26 protein-coding genes are annotated in these 22,084 nt (G+C 67.6%); 9 read left to right on the top strand and 17 right to left on the bottom strand.

The window, feature by feature from the left end; translation table 11 throughout:
• A complete protein-coding gene (locus ACNQFN_RS07045; protein ID WP_068635574.1) occupies positions 1-273 on the top strand; it encodes an oxidative damage protection protein in 273 nt (90 codons plus the stop codon).
• A gap of 230 nt (positions 274-503) precedes the next feature.
• Here ACNQFN_RS07045 and phoU read toward each other — a convergent pair whose 3' ends face one another.
• From phoU to ACNQFN_RS07065, 4 genes are all read right to left on the bottom strand, one after another.
• Positions 504-1,199 carry a phosphate signaling complex protein PhoU gene (gene phoU, locus ACNQFN_RS07050; protein ID WP_068635575.1) on the bottom strand — a complete coding sequence of 232 codons (696 nt, stop codon included), beginning with the start codon at positions 1,197-1,199 and terminating at the stop codon, positions 504-506.
• Positions 1,200-1,297: 98 nt separating this feature from the next.
• Entirely contained in the window at positions 1,298-1,960 is a 663-nt protein-coding gene (rpiA, locus tag ACNQFN_RS07055) for a ribose-5-phosphate isomerase RpiA (protein ID WP_068635576.1), read from the bottom strand.
• A 16-nt stretch (positions 1,961-1,976) separates the two neighbouring features.
• Positions 1,977-3,230, bottom strand: coding sequence for a gephyrin-like molybdotransferase Glp (glp, locus tag ACNQFN_RS07060; protein WP_418648373.1), 1,254 nt, complete (start codon positions 3,228-3,230; stop codon positions 1,977-1,979).
• Between the two features lie 221 nt (positions 3,231-3,451).
• Positions 3,452-4,081, bottom strand: coding sequence for a c-type cytochrome (locus ACNQFN_RS07065; RefSeq protein ID WP_068635578.1), 630 nt, complete (start codon positions 4,079-4,081; stop codon positions 3,452-3,454).
• 122 nt (positions 4,082-4,203) lie between these two features.
• On the opposite strand from ACNQFN_RS07065, the gene yihA reads away from it, so the two are divergent.
• The 3 genes from yihA (at position 4,204) to ACNQFN_RS07080 (ending at position 6,610) form a co-directional block, all read left to right on the top strand.
• Positions 4,204-4,887, top strand: a complete 684-nt coding sequence (yihA, locus tag ACNQFN_RS07070) for a ribosome biogenesis GTP-binding protein YihA/YsxC (protein ID WP_068635627.1) — start codon at positions 4,204-4,206, stop codon at positions 4,885-4,887.
• Between the two features lie 200 nt (positions 4,888-5,087).
• Positions 5,088-6,092, top strand: a complete 1,005-nt coding sequence (hemB, locus tag ACNQFN_RS07075; protein ID WP_263462568.1) for a porphobilinogen synthase — start codon at positions 5,088-5,090, stop codon at positions 6,090-6,092.
• 44 nt (positions 6,093-6,136) lie between these two features.
• The gene (locus tag ACNQFN_RS07080) at positions 6,137-6,610 is read left to right on the top strand and encodes a GNAT family N-acetyltransferase (protein WP_418648374.1); all 474 of its coding nucleotides are present in this window, start codon (positions 6,137-6,139) and stop codon (positions 6,608-6,610) included.
• On the opposite strand, the gene ACNQFN_RS07085 is transcribed toward ACNQFN_RS07080, so the two are convergent.
• Together ACNQFN_RS07085 and ACNQFN_RS07090 are read right to left on the bottom strand one after the other, a co-directional pair.
• The gene (locus tag ACNQFN_RS07085; protein WP_418648375.1) at positions 6,607-7,269 is read right to left on the bottom strand and encodes a pyrimidine 5'-nucleotidase; all 663 of its coding nucleotides are present in this window, start codon (positions 7,267-7,269) and stop codon (positions 6,607-6,609) included. The two genes, ACNQFN_RS07080 and ACNQFN_RS07085, sit on opposite strands and share 4 nt — an antisense overlap.
• A gap of 12 nt (positions 7,270-7,281) precedes the next feature.
• Positions 7,282-8,205 (bottom strand): methyltransferase domain-containing protein, encoded by a 924-nt coding sequence (locus tag ACNQFN_RS07090; RefSeq protein ID WP_418648376.1) that lies wholly within the window; start codon positions 8,203-8,205, stop codon positions 7,282-7,284.
• A gap of 161 nt (positions 8,206-8,366) precedes the next feature.
• Between ACNQFN_RS07090 and ACNQFN_RS07095 the strand changes: the two genes are divergently transcribed.
• Positions 8,367-9,086 carry a ComF family protein gene (locus tag ACNQFN_RS07095; RefSeq protein WP_418648377.1) on the top strand — a complete coding sequence of 240 codons (720 nt, stop codon included), beginning with the start codon at positions 8,367-8,369 and terminating at the stop codon, positions 9,084-9,086.
• A gap of 38 nt (positions 9,087-9,124) precedes the next feature.
• Positions 9,125-9,619, top strand: a complete 495-nt coding sequence (locus ACNQFN_RS07100) for a tRNA (cytidine(34)-2'-O)-methyltransferase (RefSeq protein WP_418648378.1) — start codon at positions 9,125-9,127, stop codon at positions 9,617-9,619.
• A 29-nt stretch (positions 9,620-9,648) separates the two neighbouring features.
• Here ACNQFN_RS07100 and ACNQFN_RS07105 read toward each other — a convergent pair whose 3' ends face one another.
• The 6 genes from ACNQFN_RS07105 to ACNQFN_RS07130 form a co-directional block, all read right to left on the bottom strand.
• On the bottom strand, positions 9,649-10,668 hold the full coding sequence (locus ACNQFN_RS07105; RefSeq protein ID WP_418648379.1) for an NAD(P)H-dependent glycerol-3-phosphate dehydrogenase: 1,020 nt from the start codon (positions 10,666-10,668) through the stop codon (positions 9,649-9,651).
• Positions 10,665-11,135 carry an SH3 domain-containing protein gene (locus ACNQFN_RS07110; protein ID WP_418648380.1) on the bottom strand — a complete coding sequence of 157 codons (471 nt, stop codon included), beginning with the start codon at positions 11,133-11,135 and terminating at the stop codon, positions 10,665-10,667. The genes ACNQFN_RS07105 and ACNQFN_RS07110 overlap by 4 nt, the downstream gene beginning before the upstream one ends.
• Before the next feature lie 14 nt (positions 11,136-11,149).
• Positions 11,150-11,611: a protein-export chaperone SecB gene (gene secB / locus ACNQFN_RS07115; protein ID WP_418648381.1), complete on the bottom strand. Its 462-nt coding sequence runs from the start codon at positions 11,609-11,611 to the stop codon at positions 11,150-11,152.
• 61 nt (positions 11,612-11,672) lie between these two features.
• Positions 11,673-11,942: a glutaredoxin 3 gene (gene grxC, locus ACNQFN_RS07120; protein WP_418648382.1), complete on the bottom strand. Its 270-nt coding sequence runs from the start codon at positions 11,940-11,942 to the stop codon at positions 11,673-11,675.
• Positions 11,943-11,944: 2 nt separating this feature from the next.
• Positions 11,945-12,361, bottom strand: coding sequence for a rhodanese-like domain-containing protein (locus ACNQFN_RS07125; protein WP_418648383.1), 417 nt, complete (start codon positions 12,359-12,361; stop codon positions 11,945-11,947).
• Positions 12,362-12,393: 32 nt separating this feature from the next.
• The gene (locus ACNQFN_RS07130) at positions 12,394-12,723 is read right to left on the bottom strand and encodes an ArsR/SmtB family transcription factor (RefSeq protein WP_418648384.1); all 330 of its coding nucleotides are present in this window, start codon (positions 12,721-12,723) and stop codon (positions 12,394-12,396) included.
• Positions 12,724-12,896: 173 nt separating this feature from the next.
• Between ACNQFN_RS07130 and ACNQFN_RS07135 the strand changes: the two genes are divergently transcribed.
• The 3 genes from ACNQFN_RS07135 to ACNQFN_RS07145 all read left to right on the top strand — a co-directional run bounded on the left by ACNQFN_RS07135 (position 12,897) and on the right by ACNQFN_RS07145 (position 16,585).
• On the top strand, positions 12,897-14,243 hold the full coding sequence (locus tag ACNQFN_RS07135) for a murein hydrolase activator EnvC family protein (protein ID WP_418648385.1): 1,347 nt from the start codon (positions 12,897-12,899) through the stop codon (positions 14,241-14,243).
• 46 nt (positions 14,244-14,289) lie between these two features.
• A complete protein-coding gene (locus ACNQFN_RS07140) occupies positions 14,290-15,690 on the top strand; it encodes a S41 family peptidase (protein WP_418648386.1) in 1,401 nt (466 codons plus the stop codon).
• 142 nt (positions 15,691-15,832) lie between these two features.
• Positions 15,833-16,585, top strand: coding sequence for a HesA/MoeB/ThiF family protein (locus ACNQFN_RS07145; protein ID WP_418648387.1), 753 nt, complete (start codon positions 15,833-15,835; stop codon positions 16,583-16,585).
• A 104-nt stretch (positions 16,586-16,689) separates the two neighbouring features.
• On the opposite strand, the gene ribD is transcribed toward ACNQFN_RS07145, so the two are convergent.
• From ribD to ACNQFN_RS07170, 5 genes are all read right to left on the bottom strand, one after another.
• Positions 16,690-17,799: a bifunctional diaminohydroxyphosphoribosylaminopyrimidine deaminase/5-amino-6-(5-phosphoribosylamino)uracil reductase RibD gene (gene ribD / locus ACNQFN_RS07150; protein WP_418648388.1), complete on the bottom strand. Its 1,110-nt coding sequence runs from the start codon at positions 17,797-17,799 to the stop codon at positions 16,690-16,692.
• A complete protein-coding gene (nrdR, locus tag ACNQFN_RS07155) occupies positions 17,780-18,292 on the bottom strand; it encodes a transcriptional regulator NrdR (protein WP_068635592.1) in 513 nt (170 codons plus the stop codon). The genes ribD and nrdR overlap by 20 nt, the downstream gene beginning before the upstream one ends.
• 51 nt (positions 18,293-18,343) lie before the next feature.
• Positions 18,344-19,594, bottom strand: a complete 1,251-nt coding sequence (gene glyA, locus ACNQFN_RS07160) for a serine hydroxymethyltransferase (protein WP_418648389.1) — start codon at positions 19,592-19,594, stop codon at positions 18,344-18,346.
• Between the two features lie 127 nt (positions 19,595-19,721).
• Positions 19,722-21,413, bottom strand: a complete 1,692-nt coding sequence (locus ACNQFN_RS07165) for a TRAP transporter large permease (protein ID WP_418648390.1) — start codon at positions 21,411-21,413, stop codon at positions 19,722-19,724.
• A complete protein-coding gene (locus tag ACNQFN_RS07170) occupies positions 21,410-21,982 on the bottom strand; it encodes a TRAP transporter small permease subunit (RefSeq protein ID WP_068635595.1) in 573 nt (190 codons plus the stop codon). The genes ACNQFN_RS07165 and ACNQFN_RS07170 overlap by 4 nt, the downstream gene beginning before the upstream one ends.
• Positions 21,983-22,084: the final 102 nt, after the last annotated feature.

Genomic DNA, 22,084 nt, shown 5'->3' on the forward strand with positions numbered 1-22,084 from the left:
ATGGCTCGCATGGTGAATTGCGTGAAACTCGGCCGTGAGGCGGAAGGGCTGGATTTCCCGCCGGTGCCGGGCGCGCTGGGCAAGCGCATCTTCGACAACGTGTCGAAGGAAGCGTGGCAGCAATGGGTCAAGTACCAGACCATGCTGATCAACGAGAACCGCCTGAACCTGATGGACGCCCGCGCGCGCAAATATCTGGCCGAACAGATGGAGAAGCATTTCTTCGAGGGCGGCGCGGACCAGGTGAGCGGCTATGTGCCGCCCGCGCAGTGACGCAGCTTTCCTGTAGGTTTCTTTAGCCGCGAAAGCCGCCCCTTGGGCGGCAGCAAGGCCGTATTCGCGGCTCGGCGCCCCCCGGCCAAAGCCGCTCCCAGCGGTACGGTGGCCGATGGGTCGGGTCGCGTAGCCGGCGCGTAGCGAAACTCATCGAGTGCAGTGAAGCGGCACATACGAAAAAGGATGGCCTGGCCATCCTTTTTCATGTGGAGCGGCCCTCCGGATGCTCAGTTGCCGCTGCGCTGGGCCTCTTCCGACTTGCTGTAGCGCACATCCTCGCCCTGGGCCAGGAAGACCACGTACTCGGCGATGTTCATCGCATGGTCGCCGATGCGCTCGATCGCCTTGGCGTTGAACAGCAGCTCGAGGCTGCTGGTGATCGTGCGCGGATCTTCCATCATGTAGGTGATCAACTGGCGCATGATCGCCTTGAAGCTGGCATCGACCTCGGCGTCCTCGCGCTCGATGCGCGGCGCGGCGGAGGCGTCGGCACGGGCAAAGGCGTCGAGCGCCGAATGCAGCATCGCCAGCGCGGCCCGGGCCGACGGCGACAGGTCGATGCGGGGGGCGAAGCTCAGTTCGGCCGAGTGCAGGCGCTTGGCCGACTTGGCGATCTTCTTGGCTTCGTCACCGATGCGCTCGAGATCGGCCACCGATCTGATCACCGTCATCACCAGGCGCATGTCCGCCGCGGTCGGTTGGCGCAGGGCGACGATGTGGTTGCAGGCGTCATCGAGCTGCTTCTGCATCAGGTTGATGCGCTGGTCGCCTTCGATGACCTGGTTGAGCAGGGAGAGGTTGCCGGTGCGCAGGCCTTCGAGCGCGTCAGCGGCCTGCGCTTCGACCAGTCCGCCCATGCGCAGCACGCCGCTGCGGATTTCTTCCAGTTCGGTGCTGAACTGCTTGTAGGTGTGTTCCGTCATCTTCGCCGTGATCCTGTCGATGGAAGCACGCAGGCTAGCACCCGCAGATTACGGTTTTGTTGCATGTCACACGGCGGCCGACGATCGGTTCCGGGCGCTCAGGCGCGCTGCAGGCGTTCCACGCCGGCGGCTCCGGCCAGCAGCAGCAGATCGGCGCCGCGGGCGGCGAACAGGCCGTTGGTGACCACGCCGACGATCTGGTTGATGCCTTGTTCGGTGCCGGTGGGATCGTCGATCGCCAGGCCGTGCACGTCGAGGATCAGGTTGCCGTTGTCGGTGACGAAGCCTTCGCGCAGGCGCGGCTCTCCGCCCAGGCGGGCGAGTTCGCGGGCGACGTGGCTGCGCGCCATCGGGATCACTTCGACCGGCAGCGGGAAGCGGCCCAGCGTCTGCACGCGCTTGCTGGCGTCGCAGATGCAGATGAAGCGCCGGGCGACTGCGGCGACGATCTTCTCGCGCGTCAGCGCGCCGCCGCCGCCCTTGATCATGGCGAAGCTGCCGTCGATCTCGTCGGCGCCGTCGACATAGACCGGAATGCTGTCGATGTCGTTGAGATCGAACACCGGAATGCCGTGCGCGGCGAGCCGCTTCGAGCTGGATTCGGAACTGGAGACCGCGCCGCGGATGCGCTCGCGCATGCCGGCGAGGCCGTCGATGAAGTGGTTCACCGTGGAGCCGGTGCCGACGCCGACGATGCTGCCGTCCTCGATATAGTCGAGGGCGGCGAGCGCGGCGGCTTTCTTGAGTTCGTCCTGGGTCATGATCGTTTCCCGGTCATCAGACCAGGCCGTGGAAAGGTTGGATGAAAACGGTGTCGCCGGCCTGCACCGAAGTGCAGTCTTCCGGCAGCACGATGAAGCAGTCGGCTTCGGACATCGAGTGCAGCATGCCCGAGCCCTGTGCGCCGGCCAGCGTGACGCCGAGCGCTGCGCCGTCCCGCAGCAGGCGCCCGCGCAGATATTCGACGCGGCCTGCCGGCTTGCGCAGGGCGAAGTCGGCGCGGGCGGCGAAGCGTGCGGCCGGAGGCAGCGGCGTCACGCCCATCAGGCTCAGCAGGGCATCCTGGACGAACTGGTAGAAGCTCACCATCGTCGCCACCGGGTTGCCGGGCAGGCCGAACAGCACGGCATCGCCGATGCGGCCGAAGGCCATCGGCCGCCCGGGCTTGATCGCCAGCTTCCAGAACGAAACCTCGCCCATGCGTGCCATCAGCTCGCGAATGAAGTCGGCGTCGCCGACCGAGACGCCGCCGCTGGTGATGACGACATCGGCTGTGCCGGCCGCTTCGGCGAAAGCGGCTTCGAGCGCGGTGGGCCGGTCGGGCACGATGCCCAGGTCGAGCAGCTCGCAGCCCAGCCGCGCCAGCGCGCCGGCCAGGGTGTGGCGGTTGCTGTCGTGGATCGCGCCGGGTTTCAGCGGCTGGCCGATCGGGGTCAGCTCGTCGCCGGTCGAGAAGAAAGCGACGCGCAGGCGGCGGCGCACCGCGACCTCGCCGATGCCGAGCGAGGCGATCAGCCCGAGTTCGGCAGGGCCGCAGCGTCTGCCGGCGGGCAGGGCGACGCTGCCGGCAGCGAGATCCTCCCCGGCGCGCCGCAGGTTGCGGCCTTTCTGCTGGCCGGCGGGGATGAAGATCCTGTCGTCCTCGCGGCGAACGATTTCCTGCATGACGACCGTGTCGGCGCCGTCCGGGATGACCGCGCCGGTCATGATCCGCACCGCCTCGCCCGGGCGGAGGCGTCCGGCGAAAGGATGGCCGGCCAGGGCACTGCCGACTACCTTCAGCCTGGTTTCGCTGCCGGCGCCGCTGTCCAGGTCTTCGGCGCGCACCGCATAGCCGTCCATCGCCGAGTTGTCGTGCATCGGCACGTCGAGCGGGGCGATCACGTCCTGCGCCAGCACGCGCCCGAGGGCGGCATGCAGCTCGACGCGTTCGCCGCCTGTGACCGGAGACAGGCTGTCGAGGATCAGCCGGCGCGCGTCGGCGGCCTTCAATACGTCCTGCGCCGTGCTGCTGGGGGGTGGATGAGTCATCTGCTGCGAGCCAGGGGAAACTGGAAGTTGCCGGGGCAGACCGGCACGGCTGCCATTTTCACACAAGGGGAGGGCACATGAAAAACGGCCTCCACGCTCCCCCGTTGCGTGAGGTCGCTGCCTCCCAAGGGGGCGTTTTTCATCTTGGGACGGCCCGGTGATGAAAAAAGGGGTGGATCGCTCCACCCCTCGTCCCTGTCGGCATCGACAGCCGGCAGTGCTCAGCGCAGGCCGGCGGCGAAGTCCGCAACGGCCTTCATTTCGGCGTCGGTCATCTTCAGCGCGATCATGCGCATCATGCGGTTCGGGTCGTTCTCGCGGCCACCGTCGCGGAAGGCCTTGAGCTGGGCTTCGGTGTATTCGGCGAACTGGCCGGCGATGCGCGGATATTGCGCCGGCAGGCCGGCACCGGCAGGACCGTGACAGGCGGCACAGGCAGGAACGCCCTTGGACGCGATGCCGCCGCGCCAGATGCTCTGGCCGAGTTCGATGGTGTCGAGGCTCTTCGCCGGCTCGGGTTGCAGTTCGAAGGAGGCGAAATACTGGGCCAGCGCGCGCATGTCGGCTTCTTCGAGGCTGTCCACCATTGCCGTCATGACCGCGTTTTCGCGTGCCGGGGGCTCGCCGTTCCAGCCCTTGAACTCGCGCAGCTGCTTGTAGAGGTAGTCCTCATGCTGCCCCGCGATCTTCGGGTTGGCTGACAGCTGGCTGTTGCCATCCGTGCCGTGACAGGCGACGCAGAGGGTTTCGACAGTCTGTTTCGCCTTGGCGAGGTCCGGAGCCTGTTCCTGGGCCTGCAGGCCACCGGTGACGAGCAGCAGGGACGAGAGCAGCAGGGAACGCTTGGTCATGATGTCCTCGGAAAGCCGTGAGTGATTGTTTCAAACGCGGTATTCTATAACAGGAAACCCGCCTTGCGCGACGCGATGTGGGCTTTGTGGCGCATCCGCCCGGTCTTTTGTCCTCTTTTTTCATGCCCATCTTCCGCAACGCACAATTCGAGATATCGATCGCCAAGCCGTCCGGCCTGCCGCCGCCTTCCGGGGCGGAAATCGCCTTTGCGGGGCGCTCCAATGCGGGCAAGTCGAGCGCGATCAACACGCTGGCCGGGCATGTCCGGCTGGCTTTCGTGTCGAAGACGCCGGGGCGAACCCAGTTGATCAACTTCTTCCGCCTCAACAGCGGCGCCTTGCTGGTCGACCTGCCGGGCTACGGTTATGCCGCGGTTCCCGAGAAGGTCCGGCGCGAGTGGCAGGGCCTGATCGAGCACTATCTGCGCAAGCGGGAAAGCCTGATCGGCCTGGTGCTGATCATGGATTCGCGTCATCCCTTGACGCCGCTCGACCGCCAGATGATCGACTGGTTCGCGCCGTCGGGGCGGCCGATGCACGTGTTGCTGACCAAGAGCGACAAGCTGTCGCGCGGCGCGGCCAGCGCGGTGCTGCAGGACGTGCGGCGCCAGCTCGCGCCGCTGGGACCGCAGGTGACGGTCCAGCTCTTCTCCAGCCTGAAGAAAACGGGGGTCGAGGATGCCGAACGCGTCATCGGCGGCTGGCTCGGTCTGGCCGGGGCGGATGCCGGGCTGGCGGCCCCGTCCGGGGACCGGGCGGAGGAGGGGCAAATAAAAACCCCCGACCAGGGGAGTAGCCGGGGGTGAAAAATGCCCCGCTGGCGCGAGGCACCCGCTCAGGGAGGTGAAGCGGGAGACGAAGCAGCACGCGAGCGTGCCACCGTCTGCTTGCTAAGATAAGACACTTTGCCCGGAAGTTCCGCTGCCAATGCGTTACTTCATGTGTTTCCGGCGTGTGCGGACACGCCGGCCAGGGCCGTTTCGAAACCGACAAGCGAGATCCACAGATGCGACCGACCGGAGCTTTCCCTTCCACCCGCATGCGCCGCATGCGCCGTGACGATTTTTCCCGCCGCCTGATGCGCGAGAATGTGTTGACGGCCAACGACCTGATCTATCCGGTGTTCGTGCATGACAAGCCCGGCCGCGAGGCGGTGGCGGCGATGCCCGGCGTGGAGCGGCTGTCGATCGACGAATTGCTGAAGGTGGCCGAGCAGGCGCTGGAGCTCGGCGTGCCGGCGGTCGATCTGTTCGGTGTCCCCGACCCGGCGGCAAAGACCGCGGACGGCGCCGCCGCGTGGGACGAGGACGGCATCGTCCAGCGCGCGATCCGTGCGCTGAAGGCGCGCTTTCCCGAGCTGGGCGTCATCACCGACATCGCCCTCGATCCCTACACCACCCACGGCCAGGACGGCTTGCCCGACGACAGCGGCTACATCCTCAACGACGAAACCGTCGATGCGCTGGTCAGGCAGTCGCTGTCGCATGCCGCGGCGGGCGCCGACGTGGTGTCGCCCAGCGACATGATGGACGGTCGCATCGGTACCATCCGCGCCGCGCTCGAGGATGCCGGCTTCATCCACACCCGCATCCTCGCCTACAGCGCCAAGTACGCCAGCAGCTTCTACGGCCCCTTCCGCAGCGCGGTCGGCTCGGCGGGCAACCTGGGCAAGGGCAACAAGTATTCCTACCAGATGGACCCGGCGAACAGCGACGAAGCCTTGCGCGAAGTGGCGCTCGACATCGCCGAAGGGGCGGACATGTTCATGGTCAAGCCCGGCCTGCCCTATCTCGACATCGTGCGCCGCGTGAAGCACGAACTCCAGGTGCCGACCTACGCCTACCAGGTCAGCGGCGAGTACGCGATGCTGAAGGCGGCCGCGGCCAACGGCTGGCTCGACGACCGGGCCTGCGCGCTGGAAGCCTTGCTGTCGTTCAAGCGTGCCGGTGCCGATGGCATCCTGACCTATTACGCGCTGGAAGCTGCACGCTGGCTGAAGGCCGGCGCGTGATCGTGCCGGGGGCTCCGGCGTTGCCCGCCGTGGGGCTGCGGACGATGCGGAGCAGCGATCTCGATGCCGTGCTCCGCATCCAGCGCGAGGCCTATGGCGATGCCTACCAGGAGTCCGCCGACGTACTCGGACGCAAGCTGAGCTTCGCGCCCGAGGCCTGCTGGCTGGCCGAGCGCGGCGGTGAGGCGCTCGGCTATGTCTTCGCCCATCCGTGGCAGGCCGGCGTACCGCAGCTGCATGCGCTGATCGACCACCCGCCGGGGCAGGCGGACCACGGTTTCCTGCACGATCTCGCGGTGTCGCCGCGCGCTCGCGGCATGGGCGTGGGCCAAGCCTTGTTCGGCAAGGTCCGAGTCTGGTCGGAACAGGCCGGGCACCGCGCCTTGACCCTGGTGGCACTGGCCGATGCGGTGGCCTACTGGCGAGGGCTCGGCTTCGTGCCGCAGGCCCTGGGCCTGCCCGACGGCTACGGTGCCGGTGCGGTGTTCATGCGGCGCAGCCTTGCCGTGCGGGATTAGCCCGCCAGCCGTCCACCGAGCAGCCGGCCGAACTGGCGGCGAAGGTCCAGGATGGAAGCCAGCTTCATATCCACATAGGCCGGCGTGCGCAGATTGCGGCCCACCAGCACGGTGCGCATTCCCAGCCGCTTCGCCGTGCGCAGATTGACGGCCGAATCTTCCAGCATCACGCAGCGGGCCGGGTCCAGGCGCCGCGAGGACAGCAGCTTGCGGTAGCCGCGGATGCCGGGCTTGGGGTGGTAGTCCAGATCCTCGATGGCGATCACGTCCTCGAACAGCTCGTGGATGCCCATCAGCCCCAGTACGGCCACGGCGTAGTGGCGCGGCGCGTTCGAGAACACGAAGCGACGGCCCGGCAGCTTGCGCAGCATGCCGCGCAGCGCACGATCGAACACCATCATCTCGTGCAGGCGGTCGAAGCGATGCGTCTCGACCAGGAAGTGCGCCGGGTCGGTGCCGTGGTGGCGAATCATGCCGAGCAGGGTGGCGCCGTAGCGGCGCCAGTAGTTCATCCGCAGGGCGTTGGCGTCCTCGGGGGACAGCGACAGGTGCTGTTCGAGATAAGCCGTCATGCTGCGGTTGATGTGCGGAAAGATGTGCGGGCTGGCGTTGTGCAGCGTGTTGTCGAGGTCGAACAGCCAGACGGTGCGGTTGGGCATGGCGGTGTCGGTTCAGCGCGGCGTGGGCCGGGGCTGGAAGCGGACGATGCTGCGGCCGTCCTCGGTGGTCTTCGGCGCGGCTTTCCAGGCATGGCCCTGGATGATCTCGAAGGTGGCGGGCAGCCGTCCGTCCCGGCGCAGGGTTTCGTAGGCGGCGCGCGCCTGCGCCCAGCCGCTGCGGCCGGACAGGCCGCGTGGGCGGCCGACGGCGGCATTGGCCGCCCCGGTGGCGCGCAGGTCGGACAGCAGGCCATCGAGTTCGGAATAGGTCAGCGTCAGCATCTCCATGTCCATCACCGGATCGGCGAAGCCGGCCTTGACGAGGGCGTCGCCCAGATCGTGCATGTCGATGAAGCGGTGCACGCGTTCGCCCGCCGTGCGCGGCAGGGCGTCGCGCAGTTCGCGCAGCGAATCGGGGCCGAGGGTGGAAAACATCAGCAGGCCGCCGACTTCCAGCGTGCGGTGGATTTCCTGCAAGGCCGGCAAGGGATCGTCCAGTGCCGGCAGCATCAGGTTGGACCACACCAGGCCGAGGCTGCCGCGGGCGAAGGGCAGGCGGCGGGCGTCGGCGGCGACGTGGGGCAGGGGCGCAGGCTTGCCGCCGAGCAGGCGGCGCAGCAAGCCGGGAGCGGGGGCGCCGTCGCGCAGGCGCTGGCCGGCGCGGGCCAGCATCGGCATGGCGAAATCGGCCGCCAGCACGCAGGCCTGGGGGAAGCGTTGCGCCAGGCGGGGCAGGTCGGCGCCGGTGCCGCAGCCGAGGTCGAGCACGCGCTTCGGCTCGATGCGGATGTAGTCGAGGCGCTCGTCCATCCGGCGTGCGATCTCGCGCGCCAGGACGTCGGCGCCGTCGGCCGTCGCCGCGGCGCGGGCGAAGCGGCGGCGCAGCAGGCCGTGGTCGAGCGCGAAATCCGCGTCGTTGCCGCCCGTTTCGCTCATCGCGCGCTCCGTGGGCGAGCAAGGCCCGTGGCCTTGCCGTCGCGGGCGGTGGCCGTGCCGCGTCGGTGCGCTGCACGGTCGGCTTTGATCGAAGTCATTGTCATTTCCGGCGCCGGGGGCTGTAATAGCGAACCCCGAATGTTCTGCCATTGATCAAAATCTTGTCAAACCGAACCCGAGACCTGCGTCGCCTGCTGGCCCGCGTGCTGGACGTGCTGATGCCGCAGGACTGTCTCGTCTGCGGCGAGGCGGCGCGGGCGTGCGGCGTGTGCGCCGCCTGCCTGGCCGAAATGCCGCGGCGGCCGCCCAGCGCGTGCCCGGTCTGCGCCCTGCCGGGGCTGGATGGCGGGCCCTGCGGGCAATGCCTGCGCCAGCCGCCGGCCTACGATGCGACGCTGGCCTTGTTCGACTACGTGTTCCCGGTCGATGTGCTGGTGCTCGCGCTCAAGTATCGGCACCAGTTGAGCGTGGCCACTTTCCTTGCGACCGAGCTGCGCGTGCTCGGCGAGCAGATCGCGGCCGATGTCGATTTCATCCTGCCGATGCCCTTGCATGCGCGCAGGCTGGCCGAACGCGGCTTCAACCAGGCGGTGGAGCTTGCGCGTCCGCTGGCTCGCGAGCAGGCCTTGCCGATGGAACTGGCCTGCGTGCGCAAGCTGCGCGACACGCCGCCGCAGGCTTCGCTGAGCCGCGACGAGCGCCTGTTGAGTCCGGCCGGTGCCTTCCGCTGCGACCGTGCACTGGATGGCCTGCACGTGCTGGTGGTCGATGACGTGATGACCACGGGGGCGACGCTGGACGAACTGGCGCGCTGCCTGAAGGCGCAGGGCGCGGCGCGGGTCACGAATCTGGTCGTCGCCCGCACGCCGGCGCCGGCCTGAGCTACAGTGCCGGCTTCGCGCCTGCCACTTCCGTCCCGATGTTCGAGATCGTCCTCTACCAGCCCGAGATTCCGCCCAACACCGGCAACGTCATTCGCCTCGCCGCCAATACCGGCAGCCGCCTCCACCTGATCGAGCCGCTGGGCTTCGACCTGTCCGACAAGCAACTGGCACGCGCGGGGCTGGACTATCACGACCTGACCTGCGTCACCGTGCATCCGGATTGGGCGCAGTGCCACGCGGCGCTGGCAGGGCGGCGCTTCTTCGCGCTGTCGACCCGGGGCACACGGCGGCACGACGCTGTGGCTTACCGCGACGGCGACGTGTTCGTGTTCGGACCGGAGAGCCGCGGCCTGCCGGCGGAGTTGCTGGCAGCTTTCGAGCCCGAGGCGCGCATCCGCATTCCGATGCGGCCGACCAACCGCAGCGTCAATCTGTCGAATGCGGTGGCGGTGGTGGTCTATGAGGCCTGGCGCCAGCAAGGATTTGCCGGCGCAGCCCAGGCGGAGCCGCCTCAGGCGGGGGCGCTTTGAGCGGGGGCTGCCCCAGCAGGCAGGGCGCTCTATTCGTGGCGCGGGTCGCGCGCCAGCAGTTTCTCGACGGCGCCGCGCGCATCGAGGCCGTGATGCAGCAAGGCATCGACGGCTTCGCAGATCGGCATCTCGACGCCATGGCGCCGGGCCAGGCCGACGACTTCGCGTGCGGTGGAGACGCCTTCGGCAACGTGGCCGAGGTCGCGCAGGATGTCGGCCAGCGTGCTGCCCTTGGCGAGCTCCAGGCCGACGCGGCGGTTGCGCGAGAGGTTGCCGGTGCAGGTCAGGATCAGGTCGCCCATGCCGGTCAGGCCCATCAGCGTTTCGCTGCTGCCGCCCAGGGCGGTGGCGAGGCGGGAGATTTCGGCCAGGCCGCGGGTGATCAGCGCGGCACGGGCATTGAGGCCGAAGCCCATGCCGTCCGAGACGCCGGCGGCGATGGCCATGACGTTCTTGACCGCACCACCGATCTCGCAGCCGACGACGTCGGTATTGGCGTAGATGCGCAGGCGCGGCTGGTGCAGGGCCGCCACCCAGTGGTGGGCGAAGGCCGCATCGGCGGCGGCGAGGGTGATCGCGGTCGGCAGGCCGCGCGCGACTTCGGCGGCGAAGCTGGGGCCGGTCAGCACGCCGCTGGCGGCCGCGTCGCCGAGCTCTTCGGCGACGATTTCGTGCGGCAGCCGCCCGCTTCCGGCTTCGAGCCCCTTGCAGGCCCACAGCAAGGGCGTGCCGGGCTGCAGGCGGTGGAGCGCGCGCGCGGCGTCCCGCAGGCCGGCCAGCGGCGTGACCACCAGGTGGAGGTCGGCGCCTCGTGCCGCATGCGAGAAATCGGTTTCGAAGTGCAGTGCGTTGCTGAGGCGGATGTCGGGCAGATAGCGGCGGTTCTCGTGCGTCAGGGCGAGCGCCCGCAGGTGTTCCGCATCCCGCCCCCACAGGCATACCTCATGGGCGGCGCTGAAGGCCTGGGCCAGCGCAGTACCCCATGCGCCCGCGCCGAAGACGGTGATGCGGCGGCGGCCGCTGTGTTGCTTGTCGGGCGTGGCGGTCACAGCCCCCAGACCTCGTTGATGCGGATGTAGCCTTCGTCGCCGTCCCGATGGCGCACCTTGGCCCAGCCGAGCGAAGGCGCTTCGACCAGGTGGAGCACGACGTTGCGGACCGCCTCGAAGCTGGGTGCCGCGTCGTCGCGGGCTTCACGCCGGATGACGGCGCGTTCCGCGGTGACGAGCACGGTGCGGCGGTTGGAAAGCACACGGCTTTCCAGCCAGTTCAGGGAGCCGCCGGGCTCGCGTACCTTGACCCACTTGTCGAGCCTGACGACGACTTCGACCGGGGTCCCCGAGCGCAGGATGAAAAGGCGCTTGCCCTGCTCCGAAGGGGTGTCGTACAGGATTGCCTGCTCGGTCAGCGAGCGGAACTCGATCGCCTGCGCCAGCACCGGCCCCGCCACCACGCCGGCGAGCAAGGCGAGCATCGTGATCAGGCGGGGCAGCATGGAGCGGCGCAGGTGTGTCATGGCGGCAGGCCTCGTCACTGGATCGGCGTTTCGCCCTGCTGCACGGCGGCCTGCTGGCGCTGCGACTGGTACAGCGCCTCGAAGTTGACCGGCGACAGCAGCACGGGCTGGAAGCCGGCGCGGGTGACGGCGTCCGACACGGCTTCGCGGGCATAGGGGAAGAGGATGTTGGGGCAGCCGATCATCATCACCGGCTCGAGGTCGGCTTCGGGTACGTTGCGGATCTGGAAGATGCCGGCCTGGGCCACTTCGACCAGGAACAGTGTGCGGTCTTCGCCGATGGTGGCGGAGACGGTGACGGTCAGCGTGATCTCGTAGACGCCGTCGTCGATGTTCTTGCCTTCGGTACGGAGCTGGACATTGACTTGCGGCGCCTCGCGTTCGAGGTAGATCTGCGGTGCACCCGGCACTTCGACGGACAGGTCCTTGACGTACAGTTTTTCGATCGAGAAGACGGGTTGGGTGTTTTCAGACATGGGATGGGTATCCGGTGAGTGAGGATTGGATTGCAGGAAAAAGGACCACGGGAAGGAAGGCTCAGGCGGGTTCGCCGCGCAGCATCGGTTCGAGCTTGCCGGCGCGGTCGAGCGCCATCAGGTCATCACAGCCGCCGACATGGTAGCCGCCAATGAAGATCTGCGGAACCGTGCGGCGCCCGGTTTCCTCGATCATGCGCCCGCGCTGGGCGGGGTCGAGATCGGTGCGGATCTTGTCGATTTCCGTCACGCCCCTGCTGCGCAGCAACTGTTCGGCGTGGATGCAGTAGGGGCAGGTCGCCGTGGCATACATGCGGATCGCGGCGGGCATGCTCATTTCCTCTTGCGGCTGACCGGCTGGCCGGCCTTCTGCCATTCCATCATGCCGCCGCGCAGGTTATAGACCTTCTCGAAGCCGGCCTTGCGCAGCTGCGTGGCGGCCGAGGTCGAGCGTGTGCCGGTGGCGCAACACAGGATCAGCGGATGGTGCTTCCACTTGTCCAGTTCGCCGCCGCGGCGCTCGAGGTCGCCGGCGGGAATGTGGCGGGCGTTGGGAATGTGGCCCTGGGCGTATTCGCCCTGGTCGCGCACGTCGATGACGACGGCGTCTTCACGGTTGATCAGCATCGTGGCTTCGACGGGGGAAAGCTGGCCGTTGCCGCCCCGGCCGCGTGCCAGGTCGACGAGCAGCCAGCTGCCGCTTGCGGCGGCCAGCGCCGCCCAATACCAGTTCTGTTGCAGGAATTCCACGAAAAACGGTGCTCCGGTAGGGGGAAGGGAAATCAGCCTTGCTCGTCATCGACGCCGCAGAACACTTCGCGCATCAGCGCGATGAGCTGCAGCGTGCGCGGATCGCCGACACGGTAATAGACGCGGTTGGCATCCTTGCGCGTCTGCAGCACGTCCTTGTCGCGCAGGATGGCGAGATGCTGCGAGATGTTGCTCTGCGAAGTGCCTACCGCATCGACGATGTCCTGCACGCAGACCTCGTCGTCGCCGAGCACGCACAGAATCTTCAGGCGCAGCGGATGGGCGATTGCCTTGAGCGCGCGCGCGGCGGTTTCTATGTGCTCGTTCTTGTCGATGAGCGTGAAGATGTCGTCTTTGTTCACGATAGGGCCGACGGGGCAAAGCGCTAGTATAAAATAGGCGCCTCCGTCTTGCGCGCTCGGGAAGATGCCGGGTCGCCGCAGGGCGCGGATCCGATCTTCGTTCGTGCCCGCTGGCCTCGTTCGGCTTTCTTCCTGCAACCTCGCTCATTCCCTTGAATCGGAATTCTCGCTTCATGCGTATCGCTGGCCGTGGCTATCTGGCTGCTTTCGTCCTTGGCTGCATGCTGGCGTCGGCAGTGGCGCCGAATGCCGTCCGCGCGCAGGCCACGGGCGACATCGCCGACAAGCGCTCGGACCTCGACGACCTCAAGAAGCGCATCCGCGACCTGCAGCAGGAAATGTCGCGTACCGAGGCGAACCGTTCCGATGCGGCAAAGGCGCTGACCGAGTCGGAGCGCGAAGTGTCGCGCGCGCAGCGCCGGGTATTGCAACTGCAGCGCGAGCGCGCCGAGGCCGATGCGCGGCTGGCCGAACTGGAGCGGGAGCAGCAGCAGGCGGGCGCGCGCATCGATGCCCGCCGCGGAGAACTGGCCGAGTGGCTGCGCCGGCACTACATGCATGGTGCGGCGGATGGCGTGGCGCCCTTGCTGTCGGCGCGCGATCCGAACCAGATCGCGCGCGACGCCTATTATCTCGAACAGCTCGGCCGTGCCCGCCTGGGCCTGATCGAGCGTATGCGCGCCGATCTGCGCGAGACCGAGCTGCGCGCGCAGGAAATCGGCCGCCGGCGGGACCGCGTGGCCGAGCTCGAAGCCCGGCAGCACGAGCAGCGCAAGCAGCTCGAAGCCAGCCTGCTCCAGCGCAAGGCCGCGCTGGCCGAAATCTCGAAGCAGCTGCAGAGCCAGAAGCGCGAAGTGGCGACCTTGCGCGAGGACGAGCAGCGCCTGGCGAAGGTGATCGACACCCTGGTCAAGCGTGCCCGCGAAGCGGCCGCGCGCGAGGCAGCGAGGAGGCTGGCGGAACAGCGTGCGGCCGAGGCGCGTGCCGCCGCCGCGGCAGCCCAGGCGAAGGCGGCCGGGAATGCCGCGCCGTCGTCCGCTGCGGCCCGTCCGCCGGCACGGCGCGCCGAGCCGGTCATCGGTGAAGCACGCAGCAGCGCAGGGGCGACGCCGACCGGCGTGCGCTTCGCCCAGCTTCGCGGCCAGTTGCGTTTTCCGGTGCGTGGCGAACTCGTCGGCCGCTTCGGCGCTCCAAGGGCGGAAGGCGGCACGACGTGGAAAGGCGTGTTCATCCGGGCGGGTACCGGAGCGGACGTCAAGGCGGTCGCAACGGGCGAAGTCGTGTATTCGGACTGGTTGCGCGGCTACGGCAATCTGATCATCATCGACCATGGTGGCGACTACCTCACCGTGTATGGCAACAACGACACCTTGCTGAAGGAAGTGGGCGATGCGGTGTCCGGCGGCGACGCGATCGCCAGCGTGGGCACCAGCGGAGGGGGCGGAGAATCGGGTTTATACTTCGAACTCCGCCATCAGGGCCGCCCGCTCGACCCGATGCAGTGGGTGCGACTCAACTAGATCAAATGGTGCGAAGGGCAGGAGCCGCTTCCCCGATGGAGTTCTCATGCGCAGCAAGCTGAAACAGCTCGGCCTCGTCATGACCGGCGTGTTCGCCGGCGTGGCGCTCAGTCTCAATTTTTCCGCCAATGCCGACCGCACGACCCAGATGCCGCTGCCGGTCGAGGAATTGCGCGCCTATGCCGACGTGTTCAATGCGATCAAGCAGGGCTACGTCGAGCCGGTCGAGGACAAGAAGCTGATCGTCGATTCGATCAGCGGCATGCTGTCGGGACTCGATCCGCATTCGGCCTACCTGGACAGCGAAGCCTTCAAGGAGCTCCAGGTCGGCACGCAGGGCGAGTTCGGCGGGCTCGGCATCGAGGTCGGCATGGAAGACGGCTTCGTCAAGGTGATTTCGCCGATCGAGGACACGCCGGCCTTCCGCGCCGGTGTCCAGGCCGGCGACCTGATCGTCAAGCTCGACGACACGCCGGTGAAGGGCATGAGCCTGAACGATGCGGTCAAGCGCATGCGCGGCAAGCCCAACACCACCATCGAGCTGACGATCATGCGCAAGGGCGAATCGCGGCCGATCGTGCTCAAGCTGACGCGCGAAGTCATCAAGGTGCAGAGCGTCAAGTCCAAGCTCGTCGAGCCGGGCTACGGCTATCTGCGCGTCGCGCAGTTCCAGGAGAACACCGCGGCATCGGTGGTCCAGCACCTGAACAAGCTGAATGCCGAAGGGCCGTTGCGCGGGTTGGTGCTCGACCTGCGCAACGATCCGGGCGGCCTGCTGCATGGCGCGGTGGGCGTGTCCGCGGCCTTCCTGCCGCTGGGGGCGATGGTGGTGTCCACCGATGGCCGCACCGAGGACGCCAAGCGCGAATACCGCGCGATGCCGGAGGACTACCTGCGCGGCACGCGTGACGATTTTCTCGACCGCCTGCCCGCGGGGGCCAAGGACGTGCCGATGGTCGTGCTGGTCAATGCCGGTTCGGCTTCGGCGTCCGAGATCGTCGCCGGCGCGCTGCAGGACCACAAGCGTGCCGTCGTGATGGGAACGCAGACTTTCGGCAAGGGTTCGGTGCAGACCATTCTGCCGCTCAACAACAGCACCGCGATCAAGCTGACCACGGCACGCTACTACACGCCGAACGGCCGCTCGATCCAGGCCAAGGGCATCGAACCCGACATCGTCGTCGAGGAAAGCGCCAACGGCTCGAACCGCCGGGTCCGCGAAGCCGATCTGCAGGGCCACCTGGGCAACGACAAGGATCCCGAAGCCGAGATCAGGGCGCGGGAGGCCGGGAAGGGAGACGGCGGCGCCGACGAGGCCGAGCCGGTGCGCTTCGAGCTTGCCGGCAAGGACGACCATCAGCTGCAGCAGGCGATCAACCTGCTCAAGGGCCTGCAGATCGTCCAGGGCAAGAAGCCCGAAGCCGGGCGCCCAGAGCCGAAGCCCTGAGCCGGACCCGGACGACTCCGAGCCGGACGCCCATGATCTGGGCGGCCTTGCGCCGGGAGGTCGGAATGCGCCGGATGCCTGCCCCGGATGGCAGGTATCCGGCCTTTTCGCGAGCCGTGCCAATCCACGCATTTTTCTTCATATGAACGACGATCAGTTGCTGCGCTACAGCCGCCACATCCTGCTGCCCGAAATCGGCGTGGAGGGGCAGGAGGCGCTGCTCGGCGCGAAAGTCCTCATCGTCGGTGCCGGCGGCCTCGGCTCGCCGGCAGCGATGTATCTCGCCGCGGCCGGTGTCGGCTCCCTGGTGATTGCCGACGACGACGACGTCGACCTCACCAACCTGCAGCGCCAGATCCTGCATTCGGCCGAGACGGTCGGCCGGCCCAAGGTCGAATCGGCGCGAATCAGCCTGCAGCGCCTCAACCCGCTCGCCAGGGTCGTGCCGCTGCAGGTGCGGCTCGATGGCGATGCGCTGGACGAGCAGGTGGCGGCGGCCGACGTCGTGCTGGACTGCTGCGACAATTTCGCCACCCGCCATGCGGTCAACCGCGCCTGCGTGAAACTGCGCAAGCCGCTGGTATCGGGTGCCGCCATCCGCTTCGACGGGCAGGTGTCGGTGTTCGACCTGCGGCGGCCCGAGGCGGCCTGCTATCACTGCCTGTTCCCGGAAGGCGAGGACATCGAAGAAGTACGTTGCGCGGTGATGGGGGTGTTCGCGCCGATCGTCGGCCTGATCGGTACGACACAGGCCGCCGAAGCGCTCAAGCTGATCGTTGGCTGCGGCACGCCGCTGGTCGGGCGCCTGCTGCTGCTCGACGGCCTGGCGATGGAGTGGCGCAGCATCGGCTTCGGCCGTGATCCCGGCTGTGCCGTCTGCGGCGGCGCGGGTTGAGCGGGCGTAGGATGGGTTGAAGGCGCGCAGCGCCGATACCCATCGGGGAGCGGTGCCCGGGAACGATGGGTATCGCGCTTCGCGCTCAACCCATCCTACGCGGGCTATCGCTTCGCCGGCAGATCGGCCGCGAAGCGCGCGAGGATGCGGATGTCGCGGCCGACCTGGCGCAGGTCGCGGATGTCGAGCCGGGCAGCGTCTTCCAGCCGCGTCAGCGCGGCGAGATTGAACAGGCCGTGGGCGGCGTCGCCGGCCAGCATCGGCGCCAGATACAGCAACAGCTCATCCACGCAGCCTTCACGCAGCAGCGAGCCATTGAGCTTGAAGCCGGCCTCGGCGTGGACTTCGTTGAGGCCGAGCATGCCGAGTTCGCTCATCAACTGCGGCAGGTCGACCTTGCCGGCGGCGTTCGGCAGTACGATCAGCCGGTGCCCGGTGGCCGACAGGCTGGCGATGCGTGCGTCGTCCTCGCTGGCGGTGGCGATCAGGATCGGTTCGCCCTGCAGGATGCGGGCGCTGGGCGAGACGTCCAGCCGGGCATCGATCAGGATACGCAGCGGCTGGCGTTCGCAGGCGACGTCGCGCACGCTGAGCTGCGGGTCGTCTTCCTTCACGGTGCCGATGCCGGTCAGCACCGCGCAGGCGCGCGCGCGCCAGGCGTGGCCGTCGCGACGGGCCTCGGGGCCGGTGATCCACTGGCTGACGCCGTTTTCCAATGCCGTCTTGCCGTCCAGCGTGGCGGCCGCCTTGAGCCGCAGCCACGGGCGGCCGCGGGTCATGCGCGAGACGAAGCCGAGGTTCAGCTCGCGTGCTTCGGTTTCCAGCAGGCCGTGTTCGGTGGCGATGCCGGCAGCGCGCAGGCACGCCAGCCCGCGTCCGGCGACGAGCGGGTTGGGATCGTCCATGGCGACGACGACGCGGGCGACGCCGGCCTCGACCAGGGCATCGGCGCAGGGCGGCGTGCGGCCATGGTGCGAGCAGGGTTCGAGCGTGACGTAGACGGTGGCGCCGCGCGCGGCTTCGCCCGCCTGCCGCAGCGCGTGGATTTCGGCATGGGGCTCGCCGGCGCGGCGATGCCAGCCTTCGCCGACGATGACGCCGTCGCGCATCAGTACGCAACCGACGCGCGGATTGGGGGACGTGGTGTTCAGGCCGAGCGCGGCGAGCTGGAGGGCGCGCGCCATGGCGGCATGATCAGCCGCCGAAAAGGTCATGGCCGGATTCCTGTTCGGGCTTGGCAGGCTTGCTGCGGCGGGAGCGGGGCTGCACTTCGCGGATCAGCTCGGAGAACTCATCCACGTCGGCGAAGTTGCGATAGACCGAAGCGAAGCGGATGTAGGCGACCTTGTCGAGCTTCTTCAGCTCCTTCATCACCAGTTCGCCGATCTTCTCGCTCGGCACTTCCTGCTCGCCCAGCGACAGCAGGCGGGCTTCGATGCGGTCCACTGCGGCGTCGACGGCATCGATGGTGACGGGGCGCTTGCGCAGCGCCAGCTTCATGCTGCCGGCCAGCTTGTCGTGGTCGAACTCGGTGCGGCTGCCGTTGCGCTTGACGATGTGCGGCATCTTGAGATCGATGCGCTCGTAAGTGGTGAAGCGCTTGTCGCATTTCGGACAGCGGCGGCGGCGCCTGACGACGTCGCCATCCTCGTTCTCGCGCGTGTCGGTGACCTGGGTGTTGGGGTCAGCGCAGAAAGGGCATTTCATGGCCGGAAGGCGCTGCGGGGCGGGCGTGGTCGGCTCGCCCCGCGTTCGGGCTTACTTGCCGTACACCGGGAACCTGGCGCACAGCGCGGCGACCTTGTCGCGCGTGCGGCCGATCACCGTCTGGTCGTGCGGGGCATCCAGCACGTCGGCGATCAGGTGGGCGACCTGTTCGGCCTCGATCTCGGTGAAGCCGCGGGTCGTCATCGCCGGCGAGCCGATGCGGATGCCGGAGGTGACGAAGGGCTTCTCGGGGTCGTTCGGGATCGAGTTCTTGTTGACCGTGATGTGGGCGCTGCCCAGCACTGCCTCGGCTTCCTTGCCGGTGATCTTCTTGTTGCGCAGATCGACCAGGAAGACGTGGCTTTCGGTACGCCCGGAGACGATGCGCAGGCCGCGTTCCTCGCCCAGCACGCGGGCCATCACGCGGGCGTTGGCGATCACCTGCTCCTGATAGTTGCGGAAGGCCGGTGTGGCGGCTTCCTTGAAGGCGACCGCCTTGGCGGCAATGACGTGTTCCAGCGGGCCACCCTGCAGGCCGGGGAAGATCGCCGAGTTCAGCGCCTTCTCGTGCTCGGCCTTCATCAGGATGATGCCGCCGCGCGGGCCGCGCAGGGTCTTGTGCGTGGTCGAGGTGACGACGTCGGCGTGCGGCACCGGGTTGGGATAGAAGCCGGCGGCGATCAGGCCGGCGTAGTGGGCCATGTCCACCCAGAAGATGGCACCGACTTCCTTGGCGATCCTGGCGAAGCGCTCGAAGTCGATGCGCAGCGAATAGGCCGAGGCGCCGGCGATGATGATGCGCGGCTTGGTCTCGCGCGCCAGCGCTTCCATCTTGCCGTAGTCGATCTCTTCCTTGTCGTTCAGGCCGTAGGCGACGACGTTGAACCATTTGCCCGACATGTTCAGCGACATGCCGTGGGTGAGGTGGCCGCCTTCGGCCAGGCTCATGCCCATGATCGTGTCGCCAGGCTTGGCGAAAGCCATCAGCACCGCCTGGTTGGCCTGCGAGCCGGAGTTCGGCTGCACGTTGGCGGCTTCGGCGCCGAACAGCGCTTTCAGGCGGTCGATGGCCAACTGCTCAACCACGTCGACATGCTCGCAGCCGCCGTAGTAGCGCTTGCCGGGGTAACCCTCGGCGTACTTGTTGGTGAGCTGGGAGCCCTGGGCTTCCATCACCGCCCGGGAAACGTAGTTTTCCGAAGCGATCAGTTCGATGTGGTCTTCCTGACGCTTGTTTTCGGCCTGGATGGCGGCCCACAGCTCGGGATCGACTTTGGCGAGAGTGTCTTGCGAAGAGAACATGGACGGAACCGGTAAAAGGAGTGGCGTTAAAAGCGGATGTTACCACGCGCCTGTTGGCACGCGTCCCGCTGCAGCGCACGGGCTGCCGGCCGGGGCATGCGGATATGCCTGCCCCGGCCGGCGGCCTTCACCACCCGCTGCTGCCGCTGTCTTCGTCGCTGCCCCAGCTGCCGCCGCTGCCGTCGTTGACGTTGATCTCGATGGTGTCGAGATCCACCGCGACCGCCTTGTCGAACACGCTCGTGACCAGGCCGGGGAACAGGATCAGCGCCACGACCATGATGAGCTGCATCAGCACGAAGGGGATCGCGCCGCGGTAGATGTCCATGGTCTTCACGCCGGCGATCCGCTTGCTGGTGATGCGGTCGACGAAGTCCTTGGCCGGCGCCACGCTGCGCAGGTAGAACAGTGCGAAGCCGAACGGCGGCGTCAGGAAGGAGGTTTGCAGGTTCATCGCCACCAGTACGCCGAACCAGACGAGGTCGATCCCCATCTTGTCCGCCACCGGCGCCAGCAGCGGAATCAGGATGAAGGCGATCTCGAAGAAGTCGATGAAGAAGCCGAGGACGAAGATCACCGTGTTGACGAAGAGCAGGAAGCCGATCTCGCCGCCGGGCAGCCTGTCGAACAGGTGCTCGACCCAGATCTGGCCGTCGACTGCGGTGAAGGTGAAGCTGAAGATCGTCGAGCCGATCAGGATGAAGAGCACGAAGCAGGACAGGCGCGAGGTCGACTCCAGCGCGTGCTTCAGCAACGGCATGTCGAGCTTGCCGCGCATCAGCGCCATCACGATGCCGCCGACGGCACCCATCGCGCCGCCTTCGGTCGGTGTCGCGACGCCCAGGAAGATCGTGCCGAGCACGAGGAAGATCAGGGCCAGCGGCGGAATCAGCACGAAGGTCACGCGTTCGGTGATGCGCGACAGCAGACCCAGTCCGAGCAACCGGTTGATCTGGGCGGCGATGAAGGCGAGCGCCGAGCCTGCGGTCAGGGCGACGACGATGGTCTCGTCCAGTGCCGGGTCGATTTCCTCGCCCTTGAACGCGCTGAGGATCTCGCCGTAGTACATGCCGAAGGCCACCGCGACGATGGTGACGAGCAGGCCGAAGATGGCGAGCGAGCGCATGCCGCTCGAACCGTCGGCTTCACGGTAGCTGCGCGCTTCCGGCGGCAGGGCCGGTACGAGCTTGGGCTTGAAGATCGCCAGCGCGATGATGAAAAGCGCGTAGAGGCCGATCAGCGTGAAGGCCGGGATGAAGGCGCCCTTGTACAGGTCGCCGACCGAGCGGCCGAGCTGGTCGGCGATGACGATCAGCACCAGCGAGGGCGGCACGATCTGTGCCAGCGTGCCCGAGGCGACGATCGCACCGCTGGCGACAGCCGGGCTGTAGCCGTAGCGCAGCATGATGGGCAGCGAGATCAGGCCCATCGAGATCACCGAGGCCGCCACCACGCCGGTGGTCGCCGCCAGCAGCGCGCCGACGAAGATCACGGCAAGCGCGAGGCCGCCGCGGATCGGGCCGAACAGCTGGCCGATGGTGTCGAGCAGGTCCTCGGCCATGCCGCTGCGTTCGAGGATCAGGCCCATCAGCGTGAAGAAGGGGATGGCCAGCAGCGTGTCGTTCTGGATGATGCCGAACACGCGCAGCGGCAGCGCCTGGAACAAACTCGGCGGCAACAGGCCCGCTTCCATGCCGAGGAAGCCGAACAGCAGGCCGCAGGCGGCAAGCGAGAAGGCGACCGGAAAGCCGGTGAGCAGGAACAGCATCAGCGAGCCGAACATCAGCTCGGGTGCGTGGGCGGAGAAGAATTCGATCATTTTTGTGCCTCTTCGCCGTGGATGTCATCCTGTCCGTCGTGGGCGCCCTGCAGCAGCGGGTTGGGCCCCTTGCCCTGCAGGAAGGCAAGGCGTTTGATCAGTTCCGAGATCGCCTGCAGGCCGAGCAGCAGGAAGCCGGCCGGCACCAGCGCATAGACCGGCCAGCGGATCAGGCCGCCGGCGTTGGACGACACTTCGCCCGAGACATAGGCCGCCATCACGACCGGCCAGGCGAAATCGATCATGAACCAGCACATCGGCAGCAGGAAGACGAGGATGCCGACGATGTCGATGTACATGCGCGTGCGCATCGACAGCCTGCTCGCCAGCACGTCGATGCGCACGTGGGCGTTCTGCAGGAAGGTGTAGCCCGCGCCGAGCAGGAACACGGCGCCGAACAGGTACCACTGGATTTCGAGAAAGGCATTCGAGCCGATGTTGAAGGCCTTGCGGGCGATTGCATTGGCGGCGCTGATGATCGTCGCGGCGAGGATCAGCCATATCACGAATTTGCCGAATAGCCGGTTCACCGCATCGATGACGCCGGACAGGCGAAGGAGGATTTCCATGGCGTGTGTGGAACCTGTGGAGCACGAAAAAGCCCCGCAGGGCGGAGGGTGCGCCCGGCGGGAAGCTGAGGATGCCGCGTGATCCCCGGTTTGCCGGAGACG

The organism is Thauera butanivorans, assembly GCF_048398245.1.
GTDB lineage: Bacteria > Pseudomonadota > Gammaproteobacteria > Burkholderiales > Rhodocyclaceae > Thauera > Thauera butanivorans.